We start from the raw sequence: 24487 nt of genomic DNA, 5'->3' as shown, positions 1-24487 counted from the left end.
GCCGGACCGGGCCGGGCGGCGGCCCCACCACTGACCCGGTAGGCGAGAGGAAGGAAAGGAGTGCGCCCCCGTGGCGTCCAACAGCCCTGCCGGCTCCGTCCCCGAGATTCCTTTCGGCGCCGCTCGTGGCGCTCCTGACACTCTTGGCTCGTACGAGGCGCGCGGTGTCCCCAGCGCCGAGCCCGGCGTTCGCAGCCCCGGGCCCGGGGCCTCCGCTGCCGATTCAGGCGCGTCCGGTACCAGCTCGGACGCGTCCGGTACCGGTTCCTGGGAGGAGTGGAACCCCACCGAGGACTCCGTACGGCCCGTACGCGGCAAGCACCGGGTGGCCGTCAAGCAGCGCGGCGGACTCGCCCGCGGCGGTACGGTCCTGGGCGTCGGCGTGATCGCCGCGGTCGGCGCGGGCGGTATGGCCACGGCCGAGGAGAAGCCGCAGCTTTCGATATCCCTGCCGGATGTCGGCGAGCTGGCGGACGACCTCGCGGCGAAGCTGCCGGACGCCAAATCCCTGCCCGGCATCGGCGACCTGATATCCGGTGAGTCCAGTGCGTCCGGCGCATCCGGTGCGTCCGGCTCCGCGCAGTCGGCGGGTGCCGCCGGGGGCGCGACGCCCGCCATGGCCGGTGCTCCCCTCTCCCAGGCCGGACTCACGCGGGCCGAGGCCGAACAGGGCCTGGGCGCGGGCCAGTCGCTGAGCGACCGTATCCGCCAGCAGGCCGAGCGGCAGCAGCACGCCGCCGAGGAGGAGGAGCGCGAGGCCGCGGAGCAGGCCGCCGCCAAGAAGGCCGCACAGGACGCGGCCACGCAACAGCAGCAGGCGGAGAAGTCCGCGGCCGCCAAGGACGCCGCCCGGCGCGAGGCCCGGCGCAAGGCGGCAGCGGCAGCGCGTAAGAAGGCCGAGGCCGAACGCCTCGCCGAACTGGCCCGCAGCTACGTCGCCCCCCTCTCCTCCTACACACTCACCGCGGGATTCGGCCAAGCCGGCGACCGCTGGGCGGCCAACCACACGGGCCTGGACTTCGCGGCCCCCACCGCCACCCCGGTCAAGGCCGTCCACGGCGGCACGATCACCGAGGCGGGCTGGGCAGGCGCGTACGGCTACCGCATCATCCTGACCCTGGACGACGGTACGGAACTGTGGTTCTGCCACCTGTCCTCGCTGGTACGCGCCTCCGGCAAGGTCGCCGCAGGCGAGACCATCGGCCGGGTGGGCGCCACCGGCAATGTCACGGGCCCGCACCTCCACCTGGAAGTACGGCCGGGCGGCACCCCGGTCGACCCGAAGCCGTGGCTGCGCGAGCACGGCATCGACGTCTGAGACCGGGCGCGGGCTCCTCCTCGCCCCCGTCTCCCGCCAACCGCCTGCTTGCCTCCTTGCCTGCTTGCCTCCTTGCCTCCTCGCCTCCTCGCCTCCGCTCTCCTCACGACACGCGCGTCACGCCGCGGCCGATCTCACCCGGCGAACCGGCACACCATAAGAGAATCCCTCTCAACCTGGGCATTTCCCCTGCTTTGCGCGCTGCCCGCCGGGCACTCGGATGGATGCGCCGCCGGGGTGACCGGCCCCGGCCCGGTTCAGGAGGGTGCGATGAAGCCGAACGAAAGGCCGGGGGCGGAGCACAGCGGCGAGCCGACGGGACGCCAAACGCCCGCGACCACCCGTAAACCCCCAGCCCCTCACACATCCCCAACCCCATCCCTCCCCACCGGCGCGAGCGCCAACAAACCCACCACCACCAAGGCCCCCACCGCCGAGACCCCCACCACCCCCACCATCACCACCGACGTCCCCGCCCGCCTCGACCGCCTCCCCTGGTCGCGCTGGCACTGGATGGTGGTCGTCGGCCTGGGCACGGTGTGGATTCTCGACGGGCTGGAAGTCACCGTCGTCGGCAACATCGCCGGCCGCCTGTCCGAGCGAGGCAGCGGGCTGCCCATCACATCCGCCCAGGTCACCGGCGTCGCCGCGGCCCTGTACGTGGCCGGGGCCTGTCTGGGCGCGCTGTTCTTCGGACGGCTCACCGACCTTTTCGGCCGTAAGAAACTCTTCCTGATCACGCTGGCCGTCTACTTGAGCGCCACCGCCCTGACCGCGCTCTCCTTCTCCTCCTGGTGGTTCTTCCTCTTCCGCTTCCTGACCGGTTTCGGCATCGGCGGCGAGTACGCGGCGATCAACTCCGCCATCGACGAGCTGATCCCGTCCGCCTACCGGGGGCGCGTCGACCTCGTCATCAACGGCAGCTTCTGGCTCGGCGCGATCGGGGGTTCGCTGCTGTCCATCGTGATGCTGAACCCCGCGATCTTCCCGCTGAACCTCGGCTGGCGGCTGACCTTCGCGCTCGGCGTCGTCCTCGGCCTGGTCATCCTCCTCGTACGCCGCCACGTACCCGAAAGTCCGCGCTGGCTGTTCATCCACGGACGGGGCGACGAGGCGGACGCACTCGTCTCCTCCATCGAAAAACAGATCACCGAAGAGAAGGGCAAGCGGGGCGAACCCCTCCCCGAACCCGAGGGCGAGATCACCATCCACCCCCGGAAGAGCATCGGCTTCATCGAGATCGCCCGCACCGTCTTCTCGCGCTACCGCCGGCGCGCCATCCTCGGCCTCGCCCTCTTCGTCGGCCAGGCGTTCCTCTACAACGCCGTCACCTTCGGCTTCGGCGCCATCCTGACCTCGTTCTTCGACGTGTCGACGGCGGGCACCGGCTACTACTTCGCCGTGATGGCGGCCGGGAACTTCCTGGGCCCGCTGCTCCTCGGCAAGCTCTTCGACACGGTCGGCCGCCGCATCATGATCTCCGGCACCTACCTGCTGTCCGGCGTACTCCTCTTCGCCACCGCCTGGCTCTTCGCCGCCGGCCAGCTGACCGCCACCACGCTCACCGCCTGCTGGTGCGTGGTCCTCTTCTTCGCCTCGGCCGGAGCCAGCAGCGCGTACCTGACGGTCTCGGAGGTCTTCCCGATGGAGACCCGGGCCATGGCCATCGCCTTCTTCTACGCGGTCGGTACGGCCGCGGGCGGCATCAGCGGCCCCCTGGTCTTCGCGAAACTGACCGAGTCCGGCGTGGCCGGCGACACCGCGCTCGCCTTTTGTATCGGCGCCTCGCTGATGTGCCTGGCCGGCCTGACCGCCGCCTTCCTGGCCGTACGAGCCGAACGCCGCTCCCTGGAAAGCATCGCCAGCCCCCTGTCGACCGCCCCCGACGCCTGACCCACCCCACTGCCCTTCCTCCCCCCACCTCCCTGTCGCGCCCATCGCACCTGTCGCGGCGCGAAATCCACCCCCGCCCCCACCCCTCCCTCTACTTTGGAAAGATCATGACCACGACACAGAAGACCCTCGGCTCCCTGTCCGTCTCGCCGCTCTCCCTCGGAGGCAACGTCTTCGGCTGGTCCGCGGACGAGCCCCAGTCCTTCGCCGTCCTGGACTCCTACGTCGCCGCCGGCGGCAACTTCATCGACACCGCCGACGTGTACTCGGCCTGGGTGCCGGGCAACAAGGGCGGCGAATCCGAGACCGTCCTCGGCAACTGGCTCGCCTCCCGCGGCAACCGCGACGAGGTCGTCATCGCCACCAAGGTCGGCGCCCACCCCGACCTCAAGGGTCTGGCCCCGACCACCATCAAGGCCGCCGTCGACGCCTCCCTCACCCGCCTGCGCACCGACTACATCGACCTCTACTACACCCACTACGACGACGAGTCCCTCGACGTCTCCGACTTCCTCCCGGCCCTCGACGACCTGGTCAAGGCCGGCAAGGTCCGCGAGATCGCCGCCTCCAACATCTCGGCCCAGCGCCTCGAAGCCGCCCTGGCCTTCTCCGCCGCCGAGAACCTGGCCCGCTACGTCGCCGTCCAGCCCCACTACAACCTGGTCTCCCGCGACACCTACGAAGGCGAACTGGCCGACACCGCCGCCCGCCACGGCCTCGCCGCCGTCCCGTACTACGCCCTGGCGTCCGGCTTCCTCACCGGCAAGTACCGCCCGGACACCGACGTGCACAGCGTCCGCTCCGACAAGGCCGCCGCGCACCTGGCCACCGAGCGCGGCCGCAAGGTCCTGGCTGCCCTGGACACCGTGGCCGCCGCCCACCGGGCCGAACACGCCACCGTGGCCCTCGCCTGGCTCGCCGCCCAGCCCACGGTCGCGGCCCCCATCGCCAGCGCCCGCACGGTCGACCAGCTCCCGGCGCTCATGGCCGCGGCCGACCTCCACCTCACCGAAGGCGAACTGGCCCTCCTCACCCAGGCCTCGACCTGAGCCACCGGGCCAGGGCCCACCAACAAGGGCGGTCGCGTACGAACCCGTACGCGACCGCCCTTGTTTCTGCTTCCCTGCCCCCCCGGCCTACTTCCGCCGATCGGCCACCACCCAGGAGGCCGCCCCCACAACCCCCGCCACCGCGAACACCGACGGCCACGCCCCCACCTTCTTGGCCAGCGGATGCGACCCGACAAACGCCGCCACATAAGCCCCACTCAACGCCACAGCAGCCTTCTTCCCAGCCCTCCGCTCCCACTCCCGAGCCGCCACAGCCCCCGCCGCCGCAAGCGCCACCCCACCCAACGGCCTCTTCTTGGTCCACCGCGCCACACCGTAACCACCAACAAGCCCAGTCACAGCAACCAACGAACTCGGCACTTGAGCCATGAGTACACCCTCCCCTTGTCGGTTCACGTGCGTTCGAGGTTACGCCGACAGCGACGCATGGTCAGCGAGGCGGCTGGGGGTGCGGATTTCGCTGGGCGGGGTATGGCACCGGCCGGTGCGTCGTATGCAGTGCCTGGAGCAACGCTGGATGGGCCGTGGGTTTGTGGTGCCAGAGGTGGTTCAGGAGGGCCTGTTCCTGGGTGGGGAAGTCGGGGGTGGGGCCGGTGCGGTGGGCTCGGCGGCGGAGGAAGGCCAGGGAGGTGGCTACGGCGGCGTACTCCGTGACGGCGCGGGCGGCGGCGGGGCCCTGGGTACGGCGGGCGATGTCGCGGGCCACCGAGCGGGTCTTCAGGGAGGACAGGGAGACGGGTTCGGTGGGGGAGAGCCAGCCGGTGGTGACGTACGGGGGGAGGTAGGTGCGCAGGGCGAGGAGTTCGCGGCGGCGGGTCCAGACGGCGAGCCAGGTGAGGGCCGCGAAGACCGGCAGCATGAAGAGGACGTAGACGGTGAGGAAGCCGAGGTCGCCGAGGGTGGTGGCGGCGTTCCAGATGGAGTGCAGCAGGATCGCGGTGGCGAGGCCCAGGAAGGGCAGGGCCACGCGCAGTGGCCGGCGGTGGGGGTAGCTGGTGGCGGCTATGCCGAAGGCCAGGCCGGTGAGCATGGTGAAGAGCGGGTGGGCGAACGGCGACATGATGATGCGTACGAAGAAGGTGCCCGCGGTGAGTGAGTCGAGGCCGGTGTGGCCGAGGGACTGGTCCTGGCCGAAGGCGTTGCCGAGGTAGAGGACGTTCTCGGTGAAGGCGAAGCCGGTGGCCGTGATGCCGGCCAGGACGAGGCCGTCCGTGATGCCGTCGAAGTTCTGGCGGCGGAAGAGGAAGAGCAGGACGACGGCGGCGGCCTTGACGGTCTCCTCGATGATCGGGGCGAAGACGGTCGCGCCCCAGGTCCGGGCGTCGTCGGGGGAGAGGGTGGAGAGGTTGTTCTCCAGCCAGTTGGTGGCGAACCCGTTGGCCAGGAGCGCGACGAGGGTCGCGGCGCAGGCGCCCCACGCGAAGGCGAAGACGAGGTTGCGGCGCGGTTCGGGGTCGATGCGGTCCAGCCAGCAGAAGCCGGCTATGAGGACGGGTACGGGGAAGACGGCGAGGCCGAGGCCGACGAGGAACCCCTCGGTGCCGGTCTGCTGGCGGACCATCGCCAGGATGATCACGCCGGAGAGGGCGAGCAGGGAGAACAGGGCGACGGCGCGCGCCGTTCTGCTGTGCCAGAGCGCCGGCAGGCGGCGCGGTGCGTAGTGCCACTGCGCCGCCGCGGGCGACGCGGCGGGAGCGGCGTAGCGCGGGTCGGGCGCGTACGCCGGTTTCGGCGGAAGCGGAGGCGGCTGCGGCGGATTCACCCATCGACCCTAACCACCGCGGGGTGGACTATGCCGGGAGCCGCCGGAAGAGGAGGTCGTGCACGGCGTGCCCCTTGTCCAGTCCCTGCCCCTCGAACTTGGTCAGGGGGCGGAAGTCCGGGCGCGGGGCGTAGCCGGAGTGCAGGTTTTCGAGGGTGGGCTCGGCGGAGAGGACGTCGAGCATCTGTTCCGCGTACGGTTCCCAGTCGGTCGCGCAGTGGACGAGGGCGCCCGGGGCGAGACGGGTCGTGACCAGGGAGAGGAACTCCGGCTGGATCAGGCGGCGCTTGTGGTGGCGCTTCTTGGGCCACGGGTCCGGGAAGTAGACGCGCAGGCCGGCGAGGGAGTCGGGGGCGAGCATCTCGCGGAGCAGGATGATCGCGTCGCCGTTGGCCACCCGGATGTTGGACAGGCCGTTGCGTTCCGCGAGGCCGAGCAGGTTGCCCTGGCCCGGGGTGTGGACGTCGCAGGCGAGGATGCCGGTGTCCGGGTCGGCGGCGGCCATCTGTGCCGTGGCCTCGCCCATGCCGAAGCCGATCTCCAGGACGACCGGGCGGCCCTCGAAGAGTTCGTTCAGGTCGATCCTGGAGAGGCCGTCGATGTCCAGGCCCCACTTGGGCCACAGGCGTCGCAGCGCGTCGGCCTGCCCGGGGGAGACCCGGCTGCGGCGCGGCTGGAAGGAACGGATGCGCCGCTCGTGGTGCGCACCGGCCGGGTCGGCCGCCGGGCCGGTTCCGTCCGGGAACATCGCCTTGGGGGCGGGGTGGGGGTGGGTGAGTCCCTGGCCCTGGGCCTGACCTTGGCCCTGACCTTGGCCGAGCCCCTGTCCCTGACCTTGGCCGTGGGCAATGGCTGTCTGGTCGGTGATGGCCTGGTCGGCGGTGGCCTGCGCGTCGGCTGTCGGCCGGCCGGGCTGCGCGTCAGCGACGGCGCCGTCGCTGGTGGCGGCGCCGGGGCCGGGCTCGGGGGCAGGGCCGGATGCGGGGGTGGCGGGGTTCTCGGACACAGTGGGTCGATTCTACGGGCGGGGTGGGGAGCGGCGGGGAGAGGTGGGGTGGGGCGAGGTGGTCGGGGGCGGGCGGGAGACGATCGGCTCTTCCCTGCCGTACGCGCCCCGGCCCGTCTCTGCCGTACGCGCCCCGGCCGGGCTCTGCCGTACGCGCCCCGGCCGGGCTCTGCCGTACGCACGCCCAGGCCTGCCCCCGGCCGTACGATCCCGCCCCGGCCCTCAGCCGTCCGACGTCTCCAGCATCCGCAGGGCCCTCTCGGCTATCTCCCTGCCGATGGGGAGGGAGGCCGTGGCGGCCGGGGACGGAGCGTTGAGGACGTGGACGGCGGACGGGGACTCGGTGATGAGGAAGTCGTCGGCGAGAGTGCCGTCGGGCAGTACGGCCTGGGCGCGCACGCCGGCGGGGGACGGCCGGAGATCCTCCTCGCGGACCGCCGGCAGCAGGCGCTGGACCGCTTCGGTGAAGGCGCGGCGGGAGAGGGAGCGGCGCAGTTCGCCGGTGCCGTAGCGCCAGTGGCGGCGGGCTATGTGCCAGGAGCCGCGGTACGCCAGGGTGCCGGCCAGTTCGGCGGGGCGGACGGTGCGCCAGTCGTAGCCCTCGCGGGCGAGGGCGGGGACCGCGTTGGGGCCGATGTGGACGGAGCCGTCGATGCCGCGGGTGAGGTGCACGCCGAGGAACGGGAAGGCCGGGTCGGGGACCGGGTAGACCAGGCCGCGCACCAGAGAGGCGCGGGACGGGGCGAGGGTGTAGTACTCCCCGCGGAAGGGGACGATGCGCATGGCCGGCGCGTCGCCCGCCAGGCGCGCGATGCGGTCGCAGTGCAGGCCGGCGCAGTTGACCAGGGTGCGGGCGCGGAAGACCGCGCCGGAGGCCGTCCGCACCGCGACGCGGCCGGGGCGGCGGCCGATGGTGGTGACCTCGCTGCCGTACGCGATGTGGGCGCCCGCGTCCGTCGCGAGGGCGGCGAAGCGGTGGGCTACGGCGCCGAAGTCGGCTATGCCGGTGGTGCCGACGTGGATGGCGGCCAGGCCGCTGACCTCGGGCTCGTACGTCGCGAGCTGGGCGGGGCCGAGCTCGCGCACCGGGATGCCGTGCTCCCGGCCGCGCTGGATCAGGCCGTGCAGGCGGGGCAGCTCACTGCGGTCGGTGGCGACGATCAGCTTGCCCGTGACCTGGTGCGGGATGCCGTGGTCGAGACAGAACTTGATCATCTCCGCGGAGCCCTGGAGCGCGAAGCGGGCCTTCAGGGAGCCGGGCGGGTAGTAGATGCCGCTGTGGATCACGCCGCTGTTGCGGCCGGTCTGGTGGCGGGCGGGGCCCGGCTCCTTCTCCAGGACGGCCACCCGGGTGCCGGGAGCGGCGCGCGTGATCGCGTAAGCCGTCGAGAGTCCGACGATGCCGGCACCGATCACCAGTACGTCGCAGTCGTACGCCATCACAGCACCTCCCCTGGAATCCCTGGAACCAGACGTATCCCATCATGACCGGGGGGTCTGACAACCGGCCGGGAGAGGAGTGCGGGCGGTGGGGGTGAGCAGCCGGGGGAGGGGGAGCACGGGCAGCGTTCGCGCCCGCGTTCGCGCCCGCGTTCACGCTCGCACTCGACCGGCCCCCGCACCCGGACCCACTCCCGTCTCCGCCCCTGGTCCCGGGGCCACGATCTCCGCCCCCGCACCCGGTTCCCTACCCCTCTACGCCTCCGCTCTCACACCCGTCTCAGCCCCGCGCCCTACGCCGGCGCGACGAGCAGCGGCCGCGCCCGCTCGCGCAGTTCCACGACGCGGGGCTCGTCCCCGTACGGCTCCAGGCGGTGCAGGAGATCACGTACGTACTCGGTCGTGCGGGCCGACGAGATGCGGCCCGCGACCTCGACCGCCCGTGTGCCGGCCGCGCAGGCCGCGTCCAGGTTGCCGGACTCCAGCTCGGCCACCGCGGAGACGACCAGCCGCAGCCCGTGCGAGCGGACGTACTCCTCCGTGGGGCGGGACAGCGCCTGCTCCGTGAAGCGCCGCACCTGGCGGGGCAGCCGCAGGTCCCGGTAGCACTCGGCCGCGTCGGCGGCGAAGCGCTCGTACGAGTAGAAGTCCAGCCAGGACGGGTCCGGGTCGCCCTCGCGGGAACGCTCCAGCCAGCCCTCGGCGGCCTTCAGGGCCACCTCGCAGGCGCGCGACTCGTTGGCCTTGGCCTGCGCCCGTGCCTCCACCAGGCGGAAGAAGCTCATCGTGCGGGCGGTGGCCAGGCCGCGGTTGCGTTCGAGGGCGGCCTGCGCCAGGTCGACGCCCTCGTCGGCGAAGCCGCGGTAGGTCGCCTGGAGCGACATCGAGGCCAGGACATATCCCCCCAGCGGGACGTCGGCGGCGGCCCGCGCCAGGCGCAGCGCCTGGATGTAGTACCGCTGGGCCGCCTCCTGCTGCCCGGTGTCGAAGGCCATCCAGCCCGCGAGCCTGGTCAGCTCGGAGGTCGCCCCGAAGAGCGCTCTGCCCACCTCGTCGCTGTACGAGGCGAGGAGCAGCGGTGCCGCGTCCACCCGCAGGCACTCGGGCACCATCGAGGAGCGCCAGTCGCCGCCGCCGTACTTGGAGTCCCAGCGGCGCGCGTCCTCGGCGGCCTCCCGCAGTTTGGTGACGTCGCTGTGGCCGACGTGCAAAGGCGCGGTGTCCGCTCCGGGGGCGCCGTCCTTGCCCGCCGTGCCGTTGGTGTCCCGTACTTCCCGCAGGTCAGGTGCTTCGCGCGCGACGGAACTGTCAGCCGGGGATATCAGCCACCGCGAGGCCGGTGTCGCGTACGCGCTCACCGAGAAGGATCCGGCCAGACTCTGCCAGATGCCCCCGCCGCCGCGGCGTCCGGCCAGGTCGAGGCGGTACAGCTCGGTCGCGGAGCGGACCGCGGCGCCCACGTCGCGCGGGAAGGCCAGGCCCACCTCAGGGGCAGGGTCGGCGTCGGCCAGCCCGATCTCGTGGAGCGGTACCGGGCGGCCGAGCTTGCCGGCTATCGCGGCGGCAATCAGGTGGGGCGCGGCGCCCTGCGGCACCATGCCCTTCGACACCCACCGGGCCACCGACGTCTTGTCGTAGCGAAGCGTCAACCCGCGCTGCGCCCCGAGGTCGTTGACCCGGCGGGCGAGCCCGGCGTTGCTGATCCCCGCGAGGGCGAGAACGGTGCCGAGCTTCTCGTTCGGCCCGCGTATATCCCTTGACATGCGCACCCCTCGACAAAGCGACGGCAGCCCCGGTACCCCGGGGTATGCGTCCACCCAGAGTAGTTCGCCGAATCCCTACCGTTAAGGGCCGATGTCCCGGATGGCGGGTTTCAAGTCCAAGCCGCTGTAGGGGGTTTGGCATGTGCTCCGGGTACGTGTTGCCGTGCGCCCGTACGTGCGCGCTGCCCGGGTTGGGACGGGAGCGCTTCCATGGGAGCTGCGTGGGTCGGCCCGCTGCACTGGATCCAGTGGGCTGGGGGACACCGCCACCTCATTCCCCGCGGGTGGCGGTCCGGTCCGGGGGGCGAGTCCCGCCTCCCGGACTGTCGCATTTGCGGGAAGGGCCCGCCGAGGCGGCCTGGTGGGTGTCCGTGTGACCCCCGTGGCGGTGGGGACGGAGCCCGGCCGTTCGGCGCGGCGTGCCGGGGCGCTCCCGGGGGTTCGGCGGGGCCGCCTGGGGGGTGATCGCCCGGTCCCCGGGGGCGGCCTGGCCGGTATCGGGCCAACTGAGATGCGCCGCACAGATTTTGGCCGAAAATCGACGTACGAGGGTTTGTCTGCGGGGGCGGGAGCGTGCCCGGGGGCGGGCGGTACGGCGGGGCTGTGACGGCTTCGTGCGCGGAGCGCCATGATCGTCGTACGGAGAGGCGCGCGTCACGTACGGGAGGGCCGGGGTCGTCGTACGAGGGAGCCGCGGTCGCCGTACGGGAGGGACGTGATCGTCCGGGCTGGGCGCTGTTCCCGTCGGGGCGAGGGTGCTGTTTCTGGCGGGGACGCTGTTTCTGACGGGGGCGGGGTCCCGGCGGGGGCGCGTAGTTTCCGGTGTTCGGTTGTTCGGGGACGATGGCGTCTGTTCGGGGCGTATGGCGTCTCTCCAAGGGCGTACGGCCGCTCCGGCAGGGCGCACGGGTCGTACGGGTCCTACGGGGCTGCCTACGGGCCTTCCGCTCCCCGCGGCCTCACCTCCACCCCGCCCGGCCCGCCGCGTACCGCCTCCCCGCGCGCCGAAGCGAGGCGCCTCATACACCACCGGACCCCCCACCGCGTCCCACCGGCCGCGAACTCGTCCCGAACCGGTCCCGTCCACACTCGGTAACGTCTTCCGAACACCCCCGTATACAGGCTCTCTTTGGCGCCTCCCGAATGCCGCTGTCATGGCAGCATGGGCGGCACAACAGCTTGGCAACGGCTTGGCAATCCGCTGTGCGGAGCGGCGGTCCGGTCCACCCTGCCGACCATCAGGGTCGCTCCTGAGGTGGGCGGGGCCTCCGCGTCGGCGGACGGACGGGGGCCGCCCGGCGGCGGCGAACAGGGTGGAGGCGGCGATGCGCTGGTTGGTGGGGTGGAGCAGTACCTCCACGGGACCGGCCCCCACCGAGGAGGCCCGTACGGTCCTCCCCGTAGGCGCCCAGCTTCTGTGGGGCGACCCCGACCCGCTGTGGGCGGTGGGCGACTGGCGCCCCGACGAGGTGCGCGTCGTCCAGGCCGACGCGGAGACCCGGCTCGCCGTCTTCGGGGTCTGCGGCGCCACCGACGACCAACTGCGCGTGGGCCTCTTCGCGGCCCGTGGGGGCGCGCTGCGCCACCTCACCGCCTGGCCCGGCAGCTACACGGCCGTCGTCCAGGTGGGCAGGCGCGTGACGGTCACCGGCGACCTGGCGGGCGCGCGCCCGGTCTTCCACACCCCGTGGGCGGGCGGAACGGCGTACGCCACCGCCGCCCTCCCGCTCGCCGACCTGATCGAGGCCAACCTGGACGTCGGGCACCTGGCCGCGCTGCTGGCCTGCCCGGACGCGCCGGAAGCGCTCGGCGCCGGCACGCCGTACGAGGGCGTACGGCGGGTGCCGCCCGGCCACGCGCTCGTCCTGCGCGGCGGCAGCAGCGACATCACCTCCTACGAGCCGACGACCTCGCTGGCGGTCTCCGCGCCCCAACTGCCGCCGGAGCAGGCCGTGGACGGCGTACGGGACGCGCTGATCGAGGCCGTACGGGCGCGGCTGTCCGGCCCCCGGCACGCCCCGGACCCGGACGGGCTCAGCGGCCTGGACCCGGGGCCCGTGCCGGGCATGGGCCCGGCCGAACGGCGGGCCGCGCGCGGCGCACCGGTCCCCGGCGTCGGCGCCGACCTCTCCGGAGGGAGCGCGTCCGCCACTCTGGCGCTGCTCGCCGCCGGGCTGCCCGGAGTGCCCGGCACGGTCAACGGGCGCGGCGAACGCCTCCTGGCCGTCACCTTCAACGACCGCGCCACCCACGGGGGCAAGCCGTACAGGGAAGCCGAGCTGGAACGGGCCCGCAGTATCGCCGCCAACCCGCGTCTGCGCCATGTGGTCGTCGCGGCGGGTGAGGAGGCCCTCCCGTATGCGGACCTGGAAGGCGGAGCACTCACGGACGAGCCGGGACCGTCGCTCATCACGGCCGGACGCCACCGGCGGCGGTTGCTGGCGGGCAGCGCGGACCACTTCGTCGGGGCCGGCGCGCGGCAGGTCCTGGACGCCCATCCGGCGCGCCTCGCCGACCTGCTCATGGACCGCCGTAGACGCCATCTGCTGCGGCCCGTCACGGCGTTGGCCAAGGCCGACGGGCCGCTGTCGCAGTCCGCGCTGGTGCCGTTCACCGTGTACCGCGCCGCCCGCAAGCTGGCCCGTACGACCTACGGGGCGGGGATCGCCGATACGGCGACGCGCCTGAGGGAGCGGCAGTTCACCGACGAGCCGGTGGCGGGCGGCGGGGCGGTGGACGCGTCCCTGGCGGCGCTGTCGTGGTGCCGCCCCGGGCCCGCGGCGCGTTGGCTCACGGGGGAGGCGCTGGCTGAAGTATCGGTTCGGCTCAATGCCGCGGCGGCCCGGACGCCCGCCGTGGGGCGGCCGGGGGAGCGCCGGGCACGCGCCGCGCTGGCCCGGCACGCCGCCGATCACCGGATCTTCGAACAGGCCGTGGAGGTACGCAACCAACGGCTGCACGCCCCCTTCCTGGACAACCAGGTGGTGCTGGCCTGCCGCGCGCTTCCGGACACGCTGCGCGTGCAACCCGGCGCGCGAGCCGCGGTGTTGCGCGCCGTCCTCTCTGGAGCGGGCATCCGGGACCTGCCGCCCGGCTGGGGCGCCACGTCACACATCACGCACGCGGCCGCCGTACGGGCCGGTCTGCGTACCTCCATCGGGGACGTGGTCGGCCTCTTCGACACCCCGCTGCTCGCCGACGCGGGCCTGGTCGAGGCACGGGTCGTACGGAAGGCCCTGCGGGCGGCGGCCGAGGGCGCCCCGGTCCCGCTGGACGGTCTCGCCGAACTCGTCTCCACCGAACTGTGGCTACGGCGCCTGCTCGCCCGCCGCGGCACGTGCTGGACGGGCACGGCCGCCCCCCGCCAGCGCGCGGTGGCGGGCGGGGTGACGCCACGGCCCGGTCTCTGAGGCGGGGCGGGGGTGCGGCGGGCGGGAGGTACGTCGGTACGGGCGGGGTTCGTCGGTACGGGGGCGTACGTCGATACGGGGACGGTTCGCCGGTACGGGAGCGGTTCGTCGGTACGGATGTGGCTCGTCGGTACGGAGGCGTACGTCGATACGGCGGCGGTACGTCGGTACGGGTGCGGGGCGTCGGTACGGATGCGGCGCGTCGTCACGAGGCCGTACGTCGATACGGACGCGCCTGACGGGACGCGGCCCGACGGCCCGACGGCCGGACCGGCCCGTCGGGTCGGACCGGCCCCACCGGACGGACCTGGCAGCCCCACGGCCGCGACCTGACGGAACGCTCAACGGCAGGTGATCTGTGACTGGGCCCAGTCGCCCAGGAACCACACCGTGTTGGCGGAGCCGGGCTCGACGACCAGCCGCAGCGTCTTGTGACCCGTCAACGGCACGTGCACGGGCACGGCGGGCTGCCCACCGCGTACGACTCCCGAGCGCCAGAGCCGCTGCCCGTCCGCGTACACGGAGAAGCGCAGCGCGCCCAGGCCGAGCCCCAGGTCGTCCACGCCGACGAAGGCGTCGTACGCCGTGCACTGCCGGTGCAGGTCGATGGTCACGGACGACGGCGCGTGCACGGTCACCCCGTGCCGGTACTTCTTGCCGCCGATGCGCAGCCCCTGCCGCTGCCACAACCAGCTGCTGGCCGCCGAGCGCACCTCGGGCTTCGTGCCGTCGCCCAGGATGTCCCACGTCAACCTGTTGATCTGGTACGGGGACGGGGCGGGCGCCGGCGGGGTCGGCGTCGGCCTGGGCCTCGGGGAGTGCGGGGGCGGTTCGGACGGCGCGGGGGTGTGCGGCGGTTCGGGCGCGGGCGTGGGCGAGGACTCCGTGGGGGTCGGTGACGGCTTCGGCTCCGGCCGGGGCGAGTCGGTGGGGCCGGGCGTCGGCTTCGACGGCGTGGGGTCGGGCGTCGGGGGCGGCTGTTCCGGCGCGCGCTCCGGCGGTTGTGACTCGGGGGGTTGTGGGGCGACCGAGGACGCGCCGGGCTGCTTGGCCTGCGTCTGCGGCTTGGGCTGTGGATCGCCGATCAGCGCCAGCGCGAGCGCGGCACCCGCCACGATCACCACGCCCGCGCCGACGGCCACCTTCGCGGGCGCGCCGAGCCCCTCGCCCACCGCGGCACCGGCCCCACCCGCCCCGCTCGCCCCACCAGCGCCCGCCCCCGCGGCCCCACCGGCTCCCGCGGCAGCACCAGCCCCACCGGCCCCAGCACCCGCACCCGCCCCGGCACCCGCACCACCAGCCGCCGCAGCCGCACCGGCCGCCGCTCCGGCGCCACCGAGCCCCACCACCGCGGCGGCCCCCTTGAGCGCGTACCCGGTGGCGAACCAGCCGATGACCGCGACCGGCAGGACGACGCGGATGTGCTCGTTGACGTCCGCGACCTCCGAAGCGGCCGTACGGCACCGGGCGCAGTCCTCCAAATGCTTGCGCAGCCCGCGCTCGGCCCGCATGCGCAGTCCGCCCCGGGCATACGCGCCGAGCCGGTCCGCGTACCGCGCGCAGTCGCCCTCGGCGGTCAGCGAACGGTTCACATGCGCCTGGAGGTACGCCTGCTTGAGGCCCTCGCGGGCGCGGTGGGCCAGTACGGCGGTGGCGTTGGCCGACAGCCCGAGCAGCGGCGCCACCTCGCTCGGCGACTCGTCCTCGATCGTGGTGTGCCACAGCACGGTCTGATAGCGCTCCGGCAGGCTGCGGAACGCCCGTACGGCCATGGACTGTTCGGCTTCGTGCATGGCGCGTACGTCCGCGCCGAGGTCGAGCGTGTCGTCGTCCAGGGTGGAGCCGGCCGCCGACACCGCGAACACGGCGAAGTCCTCGATCAGCTGCTCGCGCTTCGCGGTCTTCCCCCAGGAGGCGGCCACCCGGCGGACGGTGGTCAGCAGGTAGGCGCGTACTGCCGAGTCCGGGCCGGACCCGCCGCGTACCGCCTGGAGGGTGCGGGCGAAGACCTCGCCGGTCAGGTCGTCGGCGGTGTGCGCGTCCCGGCAGCAGCTGCGCGCGTAGCGCCGCACCGCGTCGGCGTGCCGTCGGTAGAGCTCCTCGTATGCGCTGTCCTCGCCGCTTCGCATACGGACGACCAACTCGCTGTCCGAGGGCGACGGACCGGGCTGCTGTACCGCCCCGTCCTGCCCAGCCCCCTCCTGCCCAGCCGCTCCGTCCATCTCAGCCACCTCGGCCGCCCCGTCCGCCCCGGAACCCTTCCCACCACTCGGCTTACGGTGGGCCCCCCGGCCCCGCACCCCCCGCGCGCTTCCCCGCTCCGGCGCATCCTCCCGCTCCCACTGCGGAGGAACGCTTCGTCCGGCGGGACCACTTCGATCGACCGGACCACTTCGATCGACCGGACCACTTCGATCGGCCGGACCGCTTCGTCCGGCCGCTTCGCCCCGTTCGCCCGTTCCGGGCCGGATCTCGTCCTGCGCGCGGTCGTGCCGCTCCATGGAAGGGGCCGACGCGTCCGCGCCACCCACGGCCCCGCCGTCCGACCGGCGGGGGCCCGCCTGGCCGGGCACCTGGTGTGCGCGCGGCCCGGCTTTGCCCCCCGCACCGCCGACCGCCCCGGCCTCGCCGTCGCGCTGCTCGTCCCGCCCGTCCACATTCATCGCCGAGGCCCCCGAACACGCCGTCACTGCGGTAACACCGCGCAAGCGTGCCACAGGGAGGCGCCGGACTTGTCCGGCAACCACACCAACCACTCGTCCGGGGCGAGTTCGACCCCGGGAGCACTAGAGGTCACTCGTACGGGGAAGACTCGTCCGGCCCACGTCCGGTGACCAGGCCGCGAGCGGGCGCGGACGCACGACCGGCCCCGCGACCGGGCCCCCGAAACGGGAACGGGGCGCGGCACCGGCCACAGCCGGCCCCACACCCCGCCCACGCGCTTTCACGACGACGGACGCACCTGCAACCAACCAGGCCCGCCCGCGCCACTCACCCCACAGGCCGCGACCGCAGCCCCTCCAGCAGGATCTCCAGCAGCCGCGCCGAGGCGGCCTGCTGCTGGGCCGGGTCCGGAAGGGACGGTGCGCCCGTGGCGATGACGAGCAGTACGTCGGCGACCGTCACGTCCGCCCGCAGCTCGCCCGCCTCGCGCGCCCGCTCGACGAGCTGTCCGACGACCTCCAGCAGCGCCTGGGCGCCACCGTCCGCCGTGGACTCGCCGGACGGTGCCTCCAGCGCGCCGGTGGCGGCCGCGCTCCGTGCGGGCACGCCGTTGGGCGTGCCGCCGGGAACCCCGTTGGCGACCGCTGCCGGCGCCTCCGAGGACTCCGCCTCGGGTGCGCCGCGCTGTGCGATCACGCGGTACTCCGCCGGTACGTCGGCCGTCAGCGCCCCCGGCACACCGGCCGGAAGGTCCGCCGACACGGTCGGCACGCCGGCCGCGACCGCCGGTACCGCCGACGCCCCGGGCCCGCCGTCCGTACGGACAGCGGCCTGGACACCGCCCGGCCCGGCGTCCGGCCCGTACGCCTGGCGCTGGTGCGGCACCCGCGCGTCCGCGTCACCGGAACCGCCCGGCAGGCCGCCCGGGGCCGGAGTGTCGGCGCTGACCCGCAATATGCTCGGCGGCAGCAGCCGACCGGCCCCGGAGGCGACCGAGGTCCGCAGGAAGCGCGACAGCGCCGACCACGGGTCCTCCTCCTGGCCGAGCGCCGTACGGGCCTGGTCGGTCAGCCTGGAGGTCTCCTCCTCGGCTATTCGCCGGACCAGCACGTCCTTGCTCGGGAAGCGCCGGTAGACGGTGCCCACCCCGACGCGGGCACGCCGCGCCACGTCCTCCATCGGCGCGCCGTAGCCCAGCTCGCCGAAGACCTCGCGCGCCGCCCGTAGGACGTGCTCAAGATTGCGCTGCGCGTCCACCCGCAGCGGTGTGCTCCGGCCACCGGCGCCGGAGTGCGTGGTGCCGTTTCCCCTGCCCTCGGGTCCGTGTGCGGTGGCAGTTACGGCAGTCGGCCATTGAGAGCCCTGAATGTGCATAGATGATCCCCCGGTAATGACGTCTCCCCCCGGAGACTCCCCGCCCTGACTGCTGGGGCGTAACGACGTGACGACGAGAGGTTGCACCCCAACGAGGTACGAACATAGTTGAGCCCAGGTCAAGAATGAAGGGGGCAGTTCCGCACAGTCCGTGCACCGATCGGAATACGGCCCCGATCCGCCCCGATTCCGTACCCTCCCCGCGCCGCGTACCCACCGCTTGACCTGCACTCCTGCGGTCGGCGGCGCGGAACTTGGCCTTCCGGCCCCAGATGCCCGATCGGTCATACATTTCGCCGGGCCTGTGGACAAAGCCGTGTCGCCGGTGCGTCATGGAACAGTGCTGTGTCCTTCTGGGGACGCAGTGCCTGGTGGTGGCAAGCCGGCCGACCGGCGGCGGCAACGCGCGCGGGCCGGCCTTTCGATGTCGCGAGGAGAACCTCTGTGAAGGAACCGGCGCGCATTCTCGTTGTCGGTGGTGGCTACGTGGGGATGTACACGGCCCTGCGCCTCCAGCGGAAACTGAAGCAGGAACTGCGGCGGGCGGCCGTCGAGGTGGTCGTGGTCGATCCCGATCCGTACATGACCTATCAGCCGTTCCTGCCGGAGGCCGCGGCCGGCTCCATCTCGCCGCGGCATGTCGTCGTACCGCTGCGCCGGGTGCTGCCGCACTGCAAGGTCGTCGTCGGTGAGGTCACCGCGATCGACCACAGCGCGCGCTGCGCCACGATCGAGACGCCGGCCACCGCGGAGGACGGCACCGGCGGACTGCAACTGTCCTACGACGAGCTGGTGCTGGCGCCCGGCTCCGTCTCCCGTGCCCTGCCGGTTCCCGGCCTCGCCGAGGGCGGCATCGGCTTCAAGACCGTCGAGGAGGCCATCGGCCTGCGCAACCACGTACTGGAGCAGCTCGACATCGCCTCCTCAACGCGCGACCCCGCGATCCGCGACGCCGCCCTGACCTTCGTCTTCGTCGGCGGCGGCTACGCGGGCGTGGAGGCCCTCGCGGAACTGGAGGACATGGCGCGCTACGCCTCGCGGTACTACCACAACGTCGAGCCCGGCGACATGAAGTGGATTCTGGTCGAGGCGACCGGCCGCATCCTGCCGGAGGTGGGCACGGAGATGGGGCAGTACGCGGTGCGGGAGCTGCGGGCGCGCAACATCGACGTACGGCTGGAGACGCGGCTGGAGTCGTACCAGGAGCGGGTCGCCGTCCTGAGTGACGGCGCGCGTTTCCCGGCTCGCACTCTCGTGTGGACCGCGGGCGTCAAACCACACCCGGTCATCGCCGCGTCCGGCCTGCCGCGCACCGAGCGCGGCCGGCTCAGGTGCACCGCCGCGTTGCGGGTCGACGGTGTCGAGCACGCCTGGTCGGCGGGTGACGCGGCGGCGGTGCCGGACCTGACGGCGGAGCGGCCTGCCGAGCCGGACGAGCCGCACAAGGAGTGCGCGCCCAACGCCCAGCACGCAGTCCGCCAGGCGCGGGTGCTGGCCGAGAACGTCGCGGCGACGGTACGCGGCGGGCCCGTCGTGGACTACGCGCACAAGTACGCCGGGTCGGTCGCCTCACTGGGGCTGCACAAGGGCGTCGCGCACGTCTACGGGCGCCGCCTCAAGGGCTATCCGGCGTGGTTCATGCACCGTGTGTACCACCTGAGCCGGGTGCCCACCTTCAACCGGAAGGCGCGGGTGCTCGCCGAGTGGACGCTCGCCGGGCTGTTCAAGAGGGAAATCGTTTCGCTCGGCTCGCTGGAACATCCGCGCGCCGAGTTCGAACTGGCCGCGGGCACCGGCCGCCACAACGAGGCGAGCTGACGGGCCGTCGCCGGAGGGCGGCCGTGCCGCGGGCTCCCTCCGTGCGGGGGCGTAACCGGGCTGCGGCCGTCGGCCGAGCCGAGGCCATCGAGCAGGCCGAATCCATCGGCCATGCCGACGGCCACGCCATCAGCCACGCCGCCGTCCATGCGATCGGCGTCCCCATCGGCGACCCCATCGGAGTCCCCCGCCCTGCCGGTCAATCGTGGTCACCTGTCAGCCATCAGTGGTCACCCGTCCGGCGGGACGTCGATCAATCGTGGTCACTCGCCAACCGACAGCGGTCACCCGGCAGCCGACCGCCGTACGGGCCGTCAGAACCGGGTCCCCCGGCCGTACGACCTGCCGGGACGCGCCGCCCCGGCCGTACGGCGTGCTGCCCCGGCCCTGGTCGTACGCCCTGCCGGCCGGGCCCCTGCCCGTACGGTCACCGGGGCCGATGCCGCCCGTAGCCGGAGCCAGGAACTCCACCTCGTGCCCCCGGCGTCTGACGGATGTCAGTCCGGTCGGCCACACTGGACGTGTGACCATGGGTGGGCTCGTATCTGCGAAGAGTGACAATCACGAGGATTCTGGACGTTTGCTGCAATCCGCCAGGGGGCGCCGAGCGTGCCCCCAGCCGACACCGCTCCCCGCGTCCGCCGGACGGGCGTCCTCCCCTCGGCGTGCCCGCGGGGAGTCCTCCCGAGCCGACGGCCCGACCCCGCGCGACGACGCGAAGTAAGAGGTACCCCTCCGTGAACTTCACGCGCTGGAGCGCCCGTCTCCCCGGCACCCAGCGACGCGGTGCCGTCCGGCCCGACCGCGCCGCGCCGACGTCCGCGTCCGCCGCGCCGGGCGCGTCCGCCACCCCGCCTCCGGGCGGCCCGCCGGGTGCCGTCCCCGGCGCGGTCCCCGCGGCCCGCGCCGACCACGGCGACTCCGGTGCGGCCGACGCCGGTTCGCCCGCCGCCCCGGCCCGCACGCCCAGCGTCGACGCGCTGTCCGTCCACGACATCCTCGGCAAGGTCCCCGCCCTGGTGGCCGTCGTGTACGGCCCCGAGCACCGCATCGCGTACGTCAACGGCGCGTACGCCACCGTCTTCGGCGCCCGCCCGCCCGGCGCCACCGCGCGCGAGGCACTGCCCGAGCTGGACGCGCTCGGCCTGCTCCCGCTGATGGACCAGGTGCTGCGCAGCGGCCGCCCCCGTACGGTCAAGGCCCGCAGGGTGCCCGGCGGCGCCGGCGCCGACCAGTCCCGCGACGGGTACTACACCTTCACCTGCACCCCCATCGAGGTCGCCGCCAGCGGACCGGCACCCGACCCCGAGGTCGCCTGCGTGGCGCCGCACAAGGGCGTGCTCGTCTTCGGCGCCGACGTCACCGACCAGGTGGAGTCCACCGAACGGCTGCGCGCCAGCGAGGCACGCCAGCGCGCCGCGGCCGTGACGCTGCAACGCTCCCTGCTGCCCCAGGAGCTGGAGCAGCCGGACGACCTGCGGGTCGCCGCGACGTACCAGCCGGGCGGCACGGACGCCGCGGTCGGCGGCGACTGGTACGACGTCATCACCCTCGGCGCCGGGCGTACGGCCCTGGTCATCGGCGACGTCATGGGCCGTGGCGTGCGCGCCGCCGCCGTCATGGGACAGCTGCGCACCGCGGTCCGCGCCTATGCCCGCCTCGACCTGCCGCCCCACGAGGTCCTCCAGCTGCTGGACGGGCTGGCCGCCGAGATCGACGCCAGCCAGATCGCGACCTGCGTCTACGCGGTCCACGACCCGAACGAGGGCCGTCTGGTCTACTCCTCCGCCGGCCATCTGCCCATCCTGGTGCGCGACGCCGAGGGGACGGTGCACCGCGCCGCCGAGCCGACCGGCCCGCCGCTGGGCACCGGCGGCTGGCTGCACACCTCCGGCAGCGTCCCGCTGGGGCCCGGTTCGAGCGCTGTCCTCTATACGGACGGTCTGGTCGAGCGCCGTGACAAGGACATCGACCACGGCGTGGAGGCTCTGGAGCGCGCCTTCGCGGGCGCGACCGGCGCGCCGGACATCGTCTGCGACCGGCTGCTGCGCGCGCTCGGCATCACCACCGACCATGACGACGACGTGGCCGTCCTGGTCCTTCAGCACCCCGCCCGTACGGGGCACGACGCCGAGCTGTTCCACAACGCCGCCCTCGAACTGCACGGCGGTACGGAGGCGGCGCCCCGCGCCCGCGCCTTCGCCTCCGGGGTGCTCGCCTCCTGGCGCTTCTCCCCGGAGCTGCACGACCTCGGCGTCCTGGCCGCCAGCGAGCTGGTCGCCAACTCGCTCCAGCACGGCACACCGCCGATGCGGCTGCGACTGCGCCGTACGGACCGCCGGCTGATCGTCGAGGTGACCGACGGCGACGACCATCTGCCGCGGCGGCGCCGGGCCGAGCCCGCCGACGAGGCGGGCCGGGGCATCTCGATCATCGCGACGATCGCCTCGGCGTGGGGGTCGCGCCGGACGCCCGGGGGCGGCAAGGCCGTGTGGTGCGAGTTCGCGCTGCCGCGGGAGTGAAGCGCGTACTGGTACATGTGAGGAACGGGCCGGTGCATGTGACGGGCCGGTGCACGTGAAGAACGGGCCGTTCCCTGCTGCGTCGAGCAGGGAACGGCCCGTTCGGAGCCAGCCGTATTCAGGCGTATCCAGGCGTATTCAGCCGTGTTTCGAGCCTTACGAGGCTTACGCCACCGCCGTCACGGACTCACGCCGCGGCGCATCCGCGTCGGCTGCCGTCTCGGCCCCCGTGTCGGTGACCGTGCCCGCCGGCGCGTCCGGGGTGAAGGCCCGGATGTGCGGGTTGTCCTGCGCGGGGCTCAGCATCCGGCCCAGCCGCAGCGCCAGCACGGTGATGCCGACGGCGCAGAGCACCAGCATCCCGATGTACGGGGCGGCCATGCCGTGGCCGACCAGCAGGGCGCCCACCGCCGGACCGATCGCCAGCGCCAGCTGCTTGACCAGAGCGAAGACCGAGTTGTACTGACCGACCATCGACGCCGGCGCCAGGTCGGCCACCAGCGGGGCCACCGTCGGCGAAAGCAACGACTCCCCTATACCGAACAGGGCGTAAGTCGAGATCAGCAAAGTGGTGGCCACCGCGTGCGCACCATGCACCAGCCCCGACAGTCCGGCCGCCAGCCACGCCACGGTCCAGATCAGCCCGACCACGGCCATCACCCGGCTGCGCCGCCGCCGCTCGACCAGCTTCAGCACGACGAACTGGGCCGCCACGATCGCCGCCGTGTTGGCGGCCAGCGCGATACCGAGGGTGGACGGCGAGATCCGCGTGACCTCGGTGGCGTACGCCGCGAGGCCCGACTCGAACTGGCCGTAGCAGGCGAAGAACAGCACGAAGCCCAGCAGGCACAGCCACATCATGCGGCGGTCGGCGAACAGCGCGCGCCAGGCGCCCTTGGCCCGCGCCTCGCTCGGCACCGGGTCCTCGACCCGCGGCGTACGCGGCAGCCGTACGGTCGCCACGGCCGCGCCCAGCACCAGGAACATCACGGCCTCGATCGCGAAGAGCCGCACGAAGCTGCCGGCCGCCGACTCGTCGACCAGCAGGCCGCCGATGAGCCCGCCGATGCCCAGGCCCAGGTTGTTCAGGAAGAACTGGGTGGCGAACGCCCGCGACCGGGTCACCGTCGTGGAGCACCACACGATCATCGTCGCGAGGGCCGGCTGGATCACCGCGATACCGGCGCCGAGGGCGATCGCGGAGGCGATGACCTGGGACTCGGTGGTGGACACGCCCAGTCCGAGCGAACCGACGGCGGCGGTGACGGCACCCGTGACGGCCACCGGCAGCGGACCCCGCCGGTCGATCGCCCGACCGGTCAGGGGCAGCACGACGAGCGCGGCGACGGCCAGCATCGCGAGGACGACACCGGCCGTACTCGCGCCGAGGTCCCGCACCTTCGCCACATAGACGTAGAGATACGGAACCGTGAAGCCGTTGCCGAACGCGCTCAGCGCGTTGCCCAGCTGGATCCGGCGCAGCGCGGCGCCCATCGCGGTGGTCACACTCACCTACCTAGGTCAGATCGAAGGGGACTGGACAGTCACACCCTGAAGACTTCAACACTAAAGTTCGAAGCTAAAGAGTACATGCCGAAGGACTTCAACGCCAATGAGGTACGTGCCATACTTCCCGGCATGTCAGAGCCCTCAGATGCGGCCCACAGTCCTGCGGAGCCGAGCCTTGAGGAACAGATCGCGGCCTACCAGCGCGAGTTCCAAGGCCTCGACCCCCAGGTGGAGCAGGTCGTCTCCGCACTGCAGCGCCTCAACCGCCGGATGAACGTCGCCTACGGGCGGCAGACCGCCACCCTCAACATGAGCAACGCGGAGTGGGAGGTGCTGAAGGCCCTCGTCGTCGCGGGAGCGCCCTACCAGATGGGCCCCGGCGAACTGGCCAAGCGCCTCGGCCTCACCCCGGCCGCCATGACCCACCGCATCGACCGGATGGCGAGCGAGGGTCTGGTGACGCGGGAGCGGGACGAGACCAACCGCGTACGGGTGATCGTCGAGCTCACCCAGGAAGGCCGCGAGAAGTGGGTCGAGGCGATGCGGATGGCCTCGGTCTTCGAGGAGGACCTGCTCCAGGACCTCTCTCCGGAGGAGCGCGGCCAGCTCGGCGCGATGCTGACCCGCCTGCTCTGCCGCGTCGAGGACGCCCAGCCGGACGCCGACGGCCGGCTGAACGACCTGGACTGAAGCGGGCGCAAAACCGGTTGACCGGTGGCGGTTGACATGGGTTGGCGACGTACGTAGAGTTCTTCGAGTTGCCATGGAGCCGTAACGGTTCTGCGGTAGCCCCTCGCGCCGCACCGGCGGCACAACCACTACTGCACGACTCCCGAACGGGGCGAATTTCGGCATGCCGAAATTCCGATCGTCGGCGCGATTATGCGTCACCGGGAAAAAGCACTAAAGTAGTGATCACGCCGGAAGGCGCGAACAAC

The 24487-nt window shown here is 73.1% G+C and carries 15 protein-coding genes; 7 read left to right on the top strand and 8 right to left on the bottom strand.

Going from position 1 to position 24487, the window contains the following annotated elements; genetic code table 11:
* Window positions 1–70 precede the first annotated feature (70 nt).
* The 3 genes from ACFV57_RS27560 to ACFV57_RS27550 all read left to right on the top strand — a co-directional run bounded on the left by ACFV57_RS27560 (window position 71) and on the right by ACFV57_RS27550 (window position 4260).
* Complete coding sequence (locus ACFV57_RS27560) at window positions 71–1318, top strand: M23 family metallopeptidase (RefSeq protein WP_385237823.1); 1248 nt, start codon at window positions 71–73, stop codon at window positions 1316–1318.
* 270 nt (window positions 1319–1588) lie between these two features.
* Window positions 1589–3211, top strand: a complete 1623-nt coding sequence (locus ACFV57_RS27555; protein ID WP_385237821.1) for an MFS transporter — start codon at window positions 1589–1591, stop codon at window positions 3209–3211.
* A 107-nt stretch (window positions 3212–3318) separates the two neighbouring features.
* Complete coding sequence (locus tag ACFV57_RS27550) at window positions 3319–4260, top strand: aldo/keto reductase (protein WP_385237820.1); 942 nt, start codon at window positions 3319–3321, stop codon at window positions 4258–4260.
* Between the two features lie 87 nt (window positions 4261–4347).
* Here ACFV57_RS27550 and ACFV57_RS27545 read toward each other — a convergent pair whose 3' ends face one another.
* From ACFV57_RS27545 to ACFV57_RS27525, 5 genes are all read right to left on the bottom strand, one after another.
* Window positions 4348–4650: a hypothetical protein gene (locus tag ACFV57_RS27545; RefSeq protein WP_385237818.1), complete on the bottom strand. Its 303-nt coding sequence runs from the start codon at window positions 4648–4650 to the stop codon at window positions 4348–4350.
* Window positions 4651–4711: 61 nt separating this feature from the next.
* Window positions 4712–6043, bottom strand: a complete 1332-nt coding sequence (locus ACFV57_RS27540) for a PrsW family intramembrane metalloprotease (RefSeq protein ID WP_385237816.1) — start codon at window positions 6041–6043, stop codon at window positions 4712–4714.
* Between the two features lie 28 nt (window positions 6044–6071).
* On the bottom strand, window positions 6072–7049 hold the full coding sequence (trmB, locus tag ACFV57_RS27535; protein WP_385237814.1) for a tRNA (guanosine(46)-N7)-methyltransferase TrmB: 978 nt from the start codon (window positions 7047–7049) through the stop codon (window positions 6072–6074).
* Between the two features lie 222 nt (window positions 7050–7271).
* The gene (gene lhgO / locus ACFV57_RS27530) at window positions 7272–8492 is read right to left on the bottom strand and encodes an L-2-hydroxyglutarate oxidase (protein ID WP_385237813.1); all 1221 of its coding nucleotides are present in this window, start codon (window positions 8490–8492) and stop codon (window positions 7272–7274) included.
* Between the two features lie 290 nt (window positions 8493–8782).
* Entirely contained in the window at window positions 8783–10252 is a 1470-nt protein-coding gene (locus ACFV57_RS27525; RefSeq protein ID WP_385237811.1) for an MFS transporter, read from the bottom strand.
* Between the two features lie 1325 nt (window positions 10253–11577).
* Here ACFV57_RS27525 and ACFV57_RS27520 point away from each other — a divergent pair.
* Window positions 11578–13662, top strand: coding sequence for an asparagine synthase-related protein (locus ACFV57_RS27520; protein ID WP_385237809.1), 2085 nt, complete (start codon window positions 11578–11580; stop codon window positions 13660–13662).
* A gap of 341 nt (window positions 13663–14003) precedes the next feature.
* Here the strand turns inward: ACFV57_RS27520 and ACFV57_RS27515 are convergent, their stop codons facing one another.
* The gene (locus tag ACFV57_RS27515) at window positions 14004–15884 is read right to left on the bottom strand and encodes a sigma-70 family RNA polymerase sigma factor (RefSeq protein WP_385237807.1); all 1881 of its coding nucleotides are present in this window, start codon (window positions 15882–15884) and stop codon (window positions 14004–14006) included.
* A 769-nt stretch (window positions 15885–16653) separates the two neighbouring features.
* On the bottom strand, window positions 16654–17700 hold the full coding sequence (locus ACFV57_RS27510) for a TetR family transcriptional regulator (RefSeq protein ID WP_385237806.1): 1047 nt from the start codon (window positions 17698–17700) through the stop codon (window positions 16654–16656).
* 444 nt (window positions 17701–18144) lie between these two features.
* On the opposite strand from ACFV57_RS27510, the gene ACFV57_RS27505 reads away from it, so the two are divergent.
* Together ACFV57_RS27505 and ACFV57_RS27500 are read left to right on the top strand one after the other, a co-directional pair.
* Entirely contained in the window at window positions 18145–19518 is a 1374-nt protein-coding gene (locus ACFV57_RS27505; protein WP_385237804.1) for an NAD(P)/FAD-dependent oxidoreductase, read from the top strand.
* A gap of 737 nt (window positions 19519–20255) precedes the next feature.
* Window positions 20256–22040, top strand: a complete 1785-nt coding sequence (locus tag ACFV57_RS27500) for a SpoIIE family protein phosphatase (protein ID WP_385237802.1) — start codon at window positions 20256–20258, stop codon at window positions 22038–22040.
* 165 nt (window positions 22041–22205) lie between these two features.
* Here ACFV57_RS27500 and ACFV57_RS27495 read toward each other — a convergent pair whose 3' ends face one another.
* Window positions 22206–23546 carry an MFS transporter gene (locus ACFV57_RS27495; protein WP_385237953.1) on the bottom strand — a complete coding sequence of 447 codons (1341 nt, stop codon included), beginning with the start codon at window positions 23544–23546 and terminating at the stop codon, window positions 22206–22208.
* Window positions 23547–23678: 132 nt separating this feature from the next.
* On the opposite strand from ACFV57_RS27495, the gene ACFV57_RS27490 reads away from it, so the two are divergent.
* Window positions 23679–24239, top strand: coding sequence for a MarR family winged helix-turn-helix transcriptional regulator (locus ACFV57_RS27490; protein WP_385237800.1), 561 nt, complete (start codon window positions 23679–23681; stop codon window positions 24237–24239).
* Window positions 24240–24487 lie beyond the last annotated feature (248 nt).

It is taken from the genome of Streptomyces sp. NPDC059788 (assembly GCF_042732265.1).
Classification (GTDB): Bacteria; Actinomycetota; Actinomycetes; order Streptomycetales; family Streptomycetaceae; genus Streptomyces.
The sequence above is the reverse complement of the archived record's forward strand: the minus strand, read 5'-3'. Positions and strand labels throughout refer to the sequence as shown.